The organism is Aeromonas media (genome assembly GCF_020423125.1).
In the GTDB taxonomy this organism is placed as follows: domain Bacteria; phylum Pseudomonadota; class Gammaproteobacteria; order Enterobacterales; family Aeromonadaceae; genus Aeromonas; species Aeromonas media.
On the sequence record NZ_CP075564.1, the window covers coordinates 132,570 to 144,176 of the forward strand.

8 protein-coding genes are annotated in these 11,607 nt (G+C 63.3%); 3 read left to right on the plus strand and 5 right to left on the minus strand.

The annotated features are described in order from the left end of the window. Window positions 1-13 precede the first annotated feature (13 nt). Window positions 14-1,141 (minus strand): S-(hydroxymethyl)glutathione dehydrogenase/class III alcohol dehydrogenase, encoded by a 1,128-nt coding sequence (locus tag KI797_RS00605; protein WP_161506744.1) that lies wholly within the window; start codon window positions 1,139-1,141, stop codon window positions 14-16. Between the two features lie 119 nt (window positions 1,142-1,260). On the opposite strand from KI797_RS00605, the gene KI797_RS00610 reads away from it, so the two are divergent. Together KI797_RS00610 and KI797_RS00615 are read left to right on the plus strand one after the other, a co-directional pair. Then, window positions 1,261-2,166 carry a LysR substrate-binding domain-containing protein gene (locus KI797_RS00610; RefSeq protein ID WP_171273004.1) on the plus strand — a complete coding sequence of 302 codons (906 nt, stop codon included), beginning with the start codon at window positions 1,261-1,263 and terminating at the stop codon, window positions 2,164-2,166. Window positions 2,167-2,576: 410 nt separating this feature from the next. Then, window positions 2,577-3,758 (plus strand): M28 family metallopeptidase, encoded by a 1,182-nt coding sequence (locus tag KI797_RS00615; RefSeq protein WP_226170995.1) that lies wholly within the window; start codon window positions 2,577-2,579, stop codon window positions 3,756-3,758. A 78-nt stretch (window positions 3,759-3,836) separates the two neighbouring features. Here the strand turns inward: KI797_RS00615 and KI797_RS00620 are convergent, their stop codons facing one another. From KI797_RS00620 to KI797_RS00635, 4 genes are all read right to left on the minus strand, one after another. Then, window positions 3,837-4,802 (minus strand): ABC transporter permease, encoded by a 966-nt coding sequence (locus KI797_RS00620; RefSeq protein ID WP_226170997.1) that lies wholly within the window; start codon window positions 4,800-4,802, stop codon window positions 3,837-3,839. Window positions 4,803-4,804: 2 nt separating this feature from the next. Beyond that, window positions 4,805-5,923, minus strand: a complete 1,119-nt coding sequence (locus KI797_RS00625; RefSeq protein WP_041206642.1) for an ABC transporter permease — start codon at window positions 5,921-5,923, stop codon at window positions 4,805-4,807. Further along, the gene (locus KI797_RS00630; protein WP_041206643.1) at window positions 5,923-7,485 is read right to left on the minus strand and encodes an ABC transporter ATP-binding protein; all 1,563 of its coding nucleotides are present in this window, start codon (window positions 7,483-7,485) and stop codon (window positions 5,923-5,925) included. The genes KI797_RS00625 and KI797_RS00630 overlap by 1 nt, the downstream gene beginning before the upstream one ends. Window positions 7,486-7,582: 97 nt before the next feature. After that, a complete protein-coding gene (locus KI797_RS00635) occupies window positions 7,583-8,581 on the minus strand; it encodes a BMP family lipoprotein (RefSeq protein WP_182786909.1) in 999 nt (332 codons plus the stop codon). Window positions 8,582-8,990: 409 nt separating this feature from the next. Between KI797_RS00635 and uvrD the strand changes: the two genes are divergently transcribed. Further along, a complete protein-coding gene (uvrD, locus tag KI797_RS00640; protein ID WP_226171000.1) occupies window positions 8,991-11,162 on the plus strand; it encodes a DNA helicase II in 2,172 nt (723 codons plus the stop codon). Window positions 11,163-11,607: the final 445 nt, after the last annotated feature.

An 11,607-nucleotide genomic window follows, 5' to 3' on the forward strand; every position in this document is an offset into this window, starting at 1 on the left:
GGCTCTCATGGGATCAGTAGTGGATGACGGTGCGGATGCTCTTGCCTTCGTGCATCAGATCGAACGCCTCGTTGATCTGCTCAAGCCCCATGGTGTGGGTGATGAAGTCGTCCAGCTTGAACTCCCCCTGCATGTAGCGCTGCACATAGCTCGGCAGTTCGCTGCGACCGCGCACTCCGCCGAAGGCGCTGCCGCGCCAGACCCGGCCGGTGACCAGCTGGAACGGACGTGTGCTGATCTCCTGGCCGGCACCGGCCACACCTATGATGACGGATTCACCCCAGCCCTTGTGGCAGCATTCGAGCGCCGCGCGCATCACCTTGACGTTGCCGATGCACTCGAAGGAGAAGTCGACGCCGCCGTCGGTCATCTCGACGATCACCTCCTGGATGGGCTTGTCGTAATCGTTCGGGTTGATGCAGTCGGTGGCGCCCAGCTTGCGGGCCAGCTCGAACTTGCTCTCGTTGATGTCGATGGCGATGATGCGGCCGGCCTTGGCGAGACGGGCGCCTATGACGGCGGAGAGGCCTATGCCTCCCAGCCCGAAGATGGCGACGCTCTCACCCTCCTTCACCTTGGCGGTGTTCATCACGGCGCCGATGCCGGTGGTGACGCCACAGCCCAGCAGGCAGACCTCTTCCAGGGGGGCGGCCGGATCCACCTTGGCGATGGAGATCTCCGGCAGCACAGTGTATTCGCTGAAGGTGGAGGTGCCCATGTAGTGATAGATGGGCTGGCCATCTTTCGAGAAGCGGGTGGTACCGTCCGGCATCAGCCCCTTGCCCTGGGTGGCGCGGATCTTCTGGCACAGGTTGGTCTTGCCGGACTTGCAGAACTTGCACTCGCCGCACTCGGGGGTGTAGAGCGGGATCACGTGATCGCCGACCTTGACGCTGGTGACGCCCTCGCCGACGGACTCGACGATGCCACCCCCCTCATGGCCCAGGATGCAGGGGAAGACCCCTTCCGGATCTTCCCCTGAGAGGGTGAAGGCATCGGTGTGGCAGACGCCGGTGGCGACGATCCGCACCCGCACCTCGCCAGCCTGGGGCGGCATGACCTCGACCTCTTCGATGGAGAGGGGCTGACCCGGTCCCCAGGCGATGGCGGCTTTACACTTGATGCTCTGAACCTGTGCCATGAATGATGTCCTCGTGGTTGTGTGGGTGAACGGAAATGAGTTCGGACATTCAGTGTAGTTTCCCGCCGATTTGGTGATAATAAGGCTAAATATCAAATCACTTTTACACACAGGTAATAATGTTCGGCTGGGAAGGGGTCTGTGAATTTGTCAGCGTGGCGGAGCAGGGGGGCTTTACCCCGGCGGCGCGCAAGCTGGGGGTGTCGGTGGCGCAGGTCAGCCGTCAGGTGGCGCAGCTGGAAGACAGGTTGCAGGCCAAGCTGCTGCTGCGCACCACCCGTCAGGTGCGGCTCACCGAGCTCGGCGAGATCTACTTTCGCCACTGTCGTCAGTTGCTGGACAACCTCTACGAGGCGGAGCTGGCTCTGGGGCGCCATCAGGCGGTGCCGCAAGGGTCGCTGCGCATCACGGCCCCCGTCTCCTATGGCGAGAGTCGCATCGCCCCCCTGGTGAACGACTTCATGGTGCGCTTCCCCCAGCTGGAGGTGACCCTCAACCTCACCAACCAGTTGCTGGATCTGGTGCACGAGGGGTTCGATCTGGCGATCCGTCTCGGCCACCTCAAGGACTCGACTCTGGTGGCCCGCAAGCTGGCCCAGCGGGTGCCTTATGTGTGTGCCTCCCCCGCCTATACCGCCCGTCACGGCATCCCCAACAGCCTCTCGGAGCTGGCCCGTCACACCTGTCTGGTGGGCAACGGCGACGAGTGGCACTTCACCCTGGACGGTCGTCCCCACAGCGTGCGGGTGCGCGGCCTGCTCCACTGCAACAGCGGCCACGCCCTGCTGGACGCGGCGCTCAAGGGGATCGGCATCATCCAGCTGCCGGACTACTACGTGAGCGACCACCTCGTCCGGGGGGATCTCATCGAACTGTTGCCGGAGCTGCGGGCGCCAGAGGAGGGGATCTGGGCCCTCTATCCCCACAATCGCCACCTCTCCCCCAAGGTGCGGCTGCTGGTGGACTACCTCGCCGAACGGCTCAGCGATCCCGCCCAGCCGGCGCTGGTGCGCCCCATAGGCTGACGCCCGGATGACAACACGCGCCTCATAAAAAAGGCGCTGTCTCCATTGGGTATTGGAAGGACAGTCCTGAAGCAGGTCATCACTGCAAGGGGCGTCATCATGGATGCCCCCTCGGCTATCCGCGCCGATATGGCACAGTTTGACTCCCTTTGTCAGCCCCCCAGCCTGGGCTGTCATCGTCCTGTCCGGCGAGCACTCCGTATGGAACCCCCTCGCCAGCACAAAGCTCCGTCCGCCCCCCCGGTACCGGCGCAGTAGACAGCAGATCCTGCAGCGGCCCCCACCGGACGGGGGGACGGCCGCACCAGACGGGCAAATTCGCCGCTCAGCCTCCTTGGCTAGACTGGACCGGTCGTCTTATGACACCCATTTGGCACATTTGCCCGCCACTCTATCTGGAAGGATCCGATATGAAACCCTTGTTGACCGCCCTCTTGCTCCCCCTGCTGCCCTTCGCCGCACAGGCCGCCGAACCCGTCTGGATCACGGTCGGTGCCGACAGCGGCGTCGAACTCAAACAGGTCAAGGCCAGGCTGGCCCCCCTGTTCAGCGCCAGCGGCGCCCCTATCCAGCTGGCCCAGGTCGAGGCGAGCGAGCTTGGCACCCTCTCCCACCTGATGCACGAAGGGCACCAGCGCTGCGGCGGTTACGTGGTGCACAGCACCCTGGCCGACGCCCTGCAGAGCATGGCCCAACCCATCAGCCAGAACCTGTTCAGCGCCCCGCCGCTGACCCAGGGGGCCAGCGTCAACCGGCTGCTGCCCCATCTGGATCAGGGCAAGATAGTCGGCACCATCAGCCAGCTCTCGAGCTGGCGCAACCGCTACTACACCACCACCACAGGGGTGCAGTCGGCGGACTGGGTAGCCGGTCAGTGGCAGACCCTGAGCGCGACTCTGCCCTGGGCCAGCGTCAGCCGGGTCAAGCACAGCGGCTATCCGCAGCAATCCGTGGTGCTGACCTTCAAGGGCAGCCGCTACCCGGACGAAGTGGTGGTACTCGGCGGTCACCTCGACTCCACCGCAGGCTCCGCACCCAACAGCCGCACCCTGGCACCGGGCGCCGACGATGACGCCTCCGGCATCGCCACCCTGACCGAGGTGCTGAGGGTCATCGCCGAGCAGGGTCGCCAGCCGGAGCGCACCCTGCAGTTCATCGGCTATGCGGCGGAAGAGGTGGGGCTGCGCGGCTCCAAGGATATCGCCACCCGCTACAAGTCGGCCAACACCAAGGTGCTGGCGGCACTGCAACTGGACATGACCAACTACCAGGGCTCAGCGGAAGACATCGTCTTCATGACCGACTACGCCGACCAGGGGCTGACCGGCTATCTGGCCCAGCTGCTCGACGCCTATCTGCCCCAGATCCGCTACGGCTATGACAGCTGCGGTTATGGCTGCTCGGATCACGCCTCCTGGCACAATCAGGGCTACCCGGCCGCCATGCCGTTCGAGTCGCGCTTCAACGACTACAACCCCAAGATCCACACCGCCCAGGACACCTTGCAGAACTCGGATCCCTCGGCTGCCCACGCCCTCAAGTTCGCCCAGCTGGCCACCAGCTTCGCCATCGAGATGGGCAAGATAAACTGAGGCGCCAAAGCGCGATGAACCACACAAAAAAAGGCCCACATTCGTGGGCCTTCTTGCATTTTTGGTATGGGCGGAACGCTATTCCCGCTCCTTGACGTAGGGGGTGCCGAGCGCCTTGGGCGCCACCGCCTTGCCGATGAAGCCGGCGAGCAGGAAGACCGTCAGGATGTAGGGCAGCGCCTCTATGGCCTGCACCGGGATCGGGAAGTCGCCGATACTGACCCCCTGCAACCGGATGGCGACAGCATCGAGGAAGCCGAACAGCAAGCAGGCCGCCATGGCGTTCCAGGGGCGCCACTTGCCAAATACCAGCGCCGCCAGCGCCATGAAGCCTTTGCCCGCGCTCATGTTGGGGATGAACTGGGCGGTCTGGGCCACCGCCAGATAGGTGCCCCCGATCCCCGCCAGCAGGCCGCCGATGATGAGCGCCGTGTAGCGCATCCGCACCACGGAAATACCTGCGGTATCCACCGCCGCCGGGGCCTCGCCCACCGCCCGCAGCCTCAGGCCGAAGCGGGTACGGAACAGCACCCACCAGGCCAGGGGCACGGCGGCGAACGCCACGTACTCCAGCAGGGAGTGACCGCTCAGCAGCTCGCTGTAGAGCTGGCCGATGACGGGCACGTCATAGAGCTCCTTGGCGAAGGGCAGGTCGATGGGGGCGAAGCGGGCATCGCCGGAGAGTGCCGGGGTCTGGCCCCCCTGATCGAACCAGTAACGGCCCAGGGTGACGGTCAGACCGGCCGCCAGTATGTTGATGGCCATGCCGCTCACCACCTGATCACCGCGGTGGGTGATGGTGGCGAAGCCGTGCAGCAGGGCGAACAGGATGGAAACCCCCACACCGGCACCCAGCCCAATCCAGGCGGAGCCAGAGATGGCGGCCGCGGCCGCACTGGCGAAGGCCGCCGCCAGCAACTTGCCTTCCAGGGCGATGTTGACCACCCCGGAGCGCTCGCAGAACATGCCTGCCATGGCCGCCAGAATAAGCGGCGGCGCGGTACGTATGGTCGCGTCCAGCATCAGGATCAGCATTTCGAACATGATCAGACTCCCTTCACTTGTGCGGTTGAGCGGTTGGCAAACGCCAGGTAGGCCTGCTCGATGCGCGGACGCAGCATGTGCTCGAGGGCGCCGCAGAACAGGATCACCAGACCCTGCAACACCACCACTATGTTGCGATCCACCCCGAACTCGAAGCTGAGCTCGGCGCCCCCCTGATAGAGGAAGCCGAACAGCAGGCTGGCGATGATGACGCCGACCGGGTGGTTGCGACCCATCAGGGCCACCGCTATGCCGGTGAAGCCGAAGCCTTCCACGAAGTTGAGCTTGATCTGGTGCAGCTCACCCTGCAGCACGTTGAGGGCGAAGAAGCCCGCCAGCATGCCGGAGATCACCATGGCCAGGATCACCACCTTGGGGTAGGAGATGCCCGCATAGGCGGAGGCGCTCTGACTGGCGCCGACCGAGCGGATCTCGTAGCCCCAGCGGGTATGCCAGATGAAGACCCACACCAGGGCCGCACAGATCAGCGCCCAGACGAAGCTGATATTGAGGGGGCTGTTCGGCATCTCCACACCGAACCCGGCAGCCAGCTCGCTCATCTTCGGCAGCCAGCTCGCCACGGCGAACACCTTGCTCTCTGTGGCCATGGATCCTGGCGGCTTGAAGACGTCGACCAGCAGGTAGGCCATCAGGGAGGCGGCGATGAAGTTGAACATGATGGTGGTGATGACGATGTGGCTGCCCCGCTTGGCTTGCAGCCAGGCCGGGATGAAGGCCCAGGCCGCACCGAACAGGCCACCGGCTATGATGGCGAGCGGCAGCAGCAGGGCGAACGGCAGCACGTCCCCGAGCAGCAGACAGACCAGCCCCACACCCAGGCCGCCGATATAGGCCTGGCCCTCGCCGCCGATGTTGAACAGGCCGGCGTGGAAGGCCACCGCCACCGCCAGACCGGTGAAGATGAAACCGGTAGCGTAGTAGAGGGTAAAGCCTATGCCCTCGCCGGTGCCGAAGGCGCCGTACCACATGATCTCGGCGGCATCGACCGGGTTGATGTCGAGGTAGTAGAACAGGATGGCCGACACCAGGAAGGCCAGCAGGATATTGACCGCGGGCAGCACGCCCACGGAGATCCAGGCAGGAATACGTACTTGGCTCATCAGTGGGCCTCCTTGGCAATCTCGTCAGGCACTATGTTAGCCATCATCAGCCCTATGGTGCGCTCATCCGCCTTGGCGCCGTCCAGCTCGCCGACGATGCGGCCGTCGGCGATGACCAGGATGCGGTCGGACAGGCTCATGATCTCGTCAAGCTCCACCGACACCAGCAGCACCGCCTTGCCCTTGTCGCGCATGGCGATGATCTGCTGGTGGATGTACTCGATGGCGCCGATGTCGACGCCCCGGGTCGGCTGGCCGACCAGCAGCACATCCGGGTCCTGCTCCACTTCCCGGGCGATCACCAGCTTCTGCTGGTTGCCGCCGGAGAAGTTCGCGGTCTTGTGCTCCGGGCTCGGCGGGCGCACGTCCCACTTCTCCATCTTGGCCTGGCAATCCTGACGGATCGCCTCCTTGTCCTGCAGCCAGCCCTTGTTGTATTGCGGGCGGCGGTGATAACCGAGGATGAAGGCCTCTTTCGCCTCGAAGCGATTGATGAGCCCCATCTTGTGGCGGTCTTCCGGGATGTGGCCGAGGCCGAAGTTGCGCACCCGCTCCGGATCGGCCGGATGGCTCAGGCTCACCTCGTGGCTCTGGGCTCCGGCGATGGTGAAGCTGCCCTTGCTGGGCTTGAGGATGCCGCCGAGCAGGCTGAGCAGCTCGGACTGGCCGTTGCCGGAGACCCCGGCGATGCCGACCACTTCCCCGGCGCGCACTTCGAAGCTGACGGACTTGACCCGCTCCACCCCGGCGTCATCGACATAAGAGAGGCCATCGACCTTGAGTTTGGCCTCGCCCGGCTGGGCGGTGCCCTTGTCGACCTTGAGGCGCACCTTGCGGCCCACCATCAGCTCGGCGAGCTGCTCCTTGTCGGTATCCTTGGTGGCGACGTGGGCCACCATCTCCCCCCGGCGCATGATGGAGACCTGATCCGTGATGGCCAGGATCTCCCGCAGCTTGTGGGTGATGAGGATGATGGTCGCGCCCTGATCCCGCAGCTTTTTCAGCACCTCGAACAGGTGATCCGCCTCTTGCGGGGTCAGCACCCCGGTGGGCTCGTCGAGGATCAGGATGCGGGCGCCGCGATAGAGCGCCTTGAGGATCTCGACCCGCTGTTGCAGGCCCACCGGCAGATCCTCGACTTTCTCGTGCAGCGGCACCTCGAGACCATAGTCCCGGGCCAGCTCGCCGAGCAGTTTCTCGGCCGCCGCCAGGCTCTTGCCCAGGTGCCAGCCGTTTTCCGCGCCGAGAATGACGTTCTCCAGCACGGTGAAGTTGTTCACCAGCATAAAGTGCTGGTGCACCATGCCCACCCCTGCGGCAATCGCATCTTGGGAGCCATGGGGTTTGAAGGGGTTACCGTCGATCAGCATCTCGCCTTTGTCGGCGTGGTAGAAACCGTAGATGATGCTCATCAGGGTCGACTTGCCGGCGCCATTTTCGCCGACGATGCCGTGAATGCTGCCTTTACGAACCTGAAGGTCGATCTGCTTGTTGGCGTAAACCTCGCCAAAGCGCTTATCGATACCTCTTAATTCGATGGCATAGCGATCTGTCTGGTCCATGATGCAGTCCTTGCGGGTCATGAAGTAGAGACTAAAAACCGGCCCGTGCGGGCCGGTCTGGGTTGAGAGTCGTAGCAGAGACTTGGTACTCGCAGTATCAGTACTTACAGGAGTTGTCGCTCATGTAGTCGTGCACCTTGATCTTGCCGGCGATGATGTCGGCCTTGATGCTCTCGACCTTGGCCTTCATCTCCGGGGTGATCAGCTTGGCGTTGTTTTCGTCCAGCGCCCAGTCAACACCGCCTTCGGCCAGACCCAGGGTCTGGATGCCCGGCTTCCAGCTGCCCTTGGCGGCGTCATCCCAGCTCTTGTACGCGGCCAGGCCAACATCCTTGACCATGGAGGTCAGCATGGTGCCCGGTTGCAGGTGGTTCTGGTTGGAATCCACGCCGATGGCCAGCTTGCCTTCATCCTTGGCAGCCTGATAGACACCGATACCGGTACCGCCGGCGGCGGCATAGACAACGTCGGCGCCCTTGGCGAACTGGGACTTGGCGAGCTCGGCACCCTTGGCCGGGTCGGCGAAGGCCGCCGGGGTGGAGCCGGTCATGTTCTGGTACACGTCGATCTTCGGATTGATGTACTTGGCACCCTGCTCGTAGCCGCACTGGAATTTGCGGATCAGCGGGATGTCCATGCCGCCCACGAAGCCGACCTTGCCGCTCTTGGAGGCGATGGCCGCCAGGGCACCCACCAGGAAGGAACCTTCATGCTCCTTGAAGATGAGGGACTGGACGTTCGGCTTGTCGACCACCATGTCGATGATGGTGAACTGGGTGTTCGGGAACTCGGTGGCCACCTTCTCTACCGCGGAACCCATGTTGAAGCCGACGGCGACGATGGGGCCGTTGCCACGGCTGGCCAGACGACGCAGACCCTGCTCGCGCTGGGCTTCGTTCTGGGGCTCGAACTCCTTGACCTTGACGCCTTTGTCCTTGTTGTAGACTTCGACGCCGTTGCGGAACACGGCTTCGTTGAAGGACTTGTCGAATTTGCCAGCGGTGTCATAGATGACGGCGGGCTCGGAGGCTGCCTGGGCAGAAAGGGCAGCGAGGGTGAGGGCGGCCACGGTGGCCAGCTTGAGCACTTTAGTCACGATCGTATCCTTGATTGTTATGTGAGGGTCCACAACCTGTCTTGGCAGGTCATAAAGCACGCTGGCTAACTGTAAGTGAGCCAGCCTGTGGGTCAAGGGGATCATAGAGGAAAAACGTTTGCGTTAACGGTTTGAAATATAAGCAAATTGCTTTATAAGTGTTTGTTTTTAGGTTTGTTTGCAGAGTTAAATGCTGTGATTAATAGGCTTCAAACGACATTTGTGTTTCTATTCATGAGGTTATGCGCAAGCGTTTTCCTCTTTCGATGAAAAAAGTGGTTTCTATCGGCACCAAATCCAGCGGCCAGACCGCTTCTGTCGGCAGGGGCGAGCCGGTGCCGCACCTCGACTTGGTCTCTGACGCCTCAGGCCGTATAATCCCCGCCTGTATAAATAAACAGGAGTGGTGATGGACGTTTCAACCCTGCTCGACGGGCTCAACGACAAGCAAAGAGACGCGGTGGCGGCCCCTCGCAGCAATCTGCTGGTGCTGGCGGGCGCCGGCTCGGGCAAGACCCGGGTGCTGGTGCACCGTATCGCCTGGCTGATGCAGGTGGAGCGTTGCTCACCCTTCTCCATCATCGCCGTGACCTTTACCAACAAGGCGGCGGCCGAGATGCGCGGCCGGGTCGAAAAAGTGATAGGTGACGGTGTGCGCGGCATGTGGATAGGCACCTTCCACGGCATCGCCCACCGCCTGCTGCGGGCTCACCATCTGGATGCGGGTCTGCCGCAGGATTTCCAGATCCTCGACTCCGATGACCAGTACCGCCTGATCCGCCGCGTCATCAAGGCGCTCAACCTCGACGAGAAGCACTGGGCCCCGCGCGCCGTGATGGGCTACATCAACGGCAAGAAAGACGAAGGCTTGCGCCCCGGCGACATCGACCTCTACGGCGACCCCGTCACCCGCACCTATCAGCAGATCTACAAGACCTATCAGGAGACCTGCGATCGCTCCGGGCTGGTGGACTTTGCAGAACTCCTGCTGCGCGCCCACGAGCTGTGGCTGAACAAGCCGCACATCCTCGAGCACTACCGCGACCGCTTCCAGAACATACTGGTGGACGAGTTCCAGGATACCAACGGCATCCAGTACGCCTGGCTGCGGATGCTGGCTGGCGACACAGGCCGGGTGATGATCGTCGGCGACGATGACCAGTCCATCTACGGCTGGCGCGGCGCCAAGATAGAGAACATCCAGCGCTTCCTGACCGACTATGAGGGCGCGCAGACCATACGCCTGGAGCAGAACTACCGCTCCACCGCCAATATCCTGAAAGCCGCCAACAGCGTCATCGCCAACAACTCGGAGCGGCTCGGCAAGGAGCTGTGGACCGAGGGCGCCGAGGGCGAGCCGATTTCGCTCTACGCTGCCTTCAACGAGGTGGACGAGGCCCGCTTCGTGGTGGGCCGCCTCAAGGATTGGAAAGAAAAAGGCGGCTTGCTCGCCGACTGCGCCATCCTCTATCGCTCCAACGCCCAGTCCCGGGTGCTGGAAGAGGCGCTGATGCAGGACGCCATGCCCTACCGCATCTACGGCGGCCTGCGCTTCTTCGAGCGCCAGGAAATCAAAGACGCCATGGCCTACCTGCGCCTCATCAACAACAGAGGCGACGACGCCAGCTTCGAGCGGGTCGTCAACACCCCGACCCGCGGCATCGGCGATCGCACCCTGGAAATTCTGCGCAACAACGCTCGCGATCAGGGCCAGAACCTGTGGCAGTCCGCCAAGACCCTGCTCAACGACAAGGTGCTGACCGGTCGCGCCGGTAACGCGGTGCGCGGCTTTGTCGATCTCATCGATGCGCTGGAGGAACAGGTCGGCATGCTGCCCCTGCACCAGCAGGCGGACATCGCCATCCAGAATTCCGGCCTCAAGGCGATGTACCTGGCGGAGAAGGGCGAGAAGTCCCAGGCGCGGGTAGAGAACCTGGACGAACTGGTCACCGCCTGCCGCCAGTACCAGCGCCCGGACGAGCTGGAGGAGATGAGCGATCTGTCGGCCTTCCTCGCCCATGCGGCGCTGGAGTCCGGCGAGAATCAGGCGGACGAATACGCCGATGCGGTGCAGCTGATGACGCTGCACAGCGCCAAGGGATTGGAATTCCCCCTGGTGCTGCTGGTCGGCGTGGAAGAGGGCATGTTCCCCAGCCAGCAATCCACCGAGGAGTCGGGCCGCCTGGAGGAGGAGCGGCGCCTCTGCTACGTGGGCATGACCCGCGCCATGGAGAAGCTCTACATCTGTTATGCGGAGAGCCGCCGCATCTACGGCCGCGAGATGTTCCACAAGCCGAGCCGCTTTATCCGCGAGATGCCCGCCGAGTGTCTGGAAGAGATCCGGCTGCGCACCCAGGTCAGCCGCCCCACCCAGTACGGCCGCTTCAGCCAGAACGAGGTGCAGCAGAGCTTCGACGCCAGCGGCATCAAGCTCGGCCAGCGGGTGCTCCATCCGAAATTCGGGGAAGGCATAGTGCTCAACTTCGAAGGGGTCGGCCAGCAGAGCCGGGTGCAGATCCAGTTCGACGACGTCGGCGCCAAGTGGCTGGTGACGGCGTATGCCCGCCTTGAGGCGCTGTAAGGCGCAGCGCACCCGCCATCAATAGCAAAAGGAGCCGATGGCTCCTTTTTTGTCAGGACTGTAGGTTCGATTAGCGAAGCGTAATCGGACGTTCGCGTCATGGGTATATGGTATGGCTGGCTGTTGGCAGCACGGCTGGCGCCGTGCAGGACGCGAGGGCGTGGCCCTCGACAGGGTTTCGCCCGCCCTTCGGGCTGGGGCGAGTAACTTTTCTTTGCGTGGCCAAAGAAAAGTCACCAAAAGAAAGGCCACCCCCGCCAATCCGCTGGCTTCGCCAGTGCCCTCAGTTCAGAGCCAACGTCGGACGGGCCGCCGCAGACGGCACATCCCTGTGCCGGCTGCGGCTACGCCATCATCCCTGATGGCGTCCCTGACGTTGCCTCTGATCCTCGGCGGTTAGGAGGGGGATCAAAACCGTGCCTGCCTTTGAGTTGGAGGTATCCTG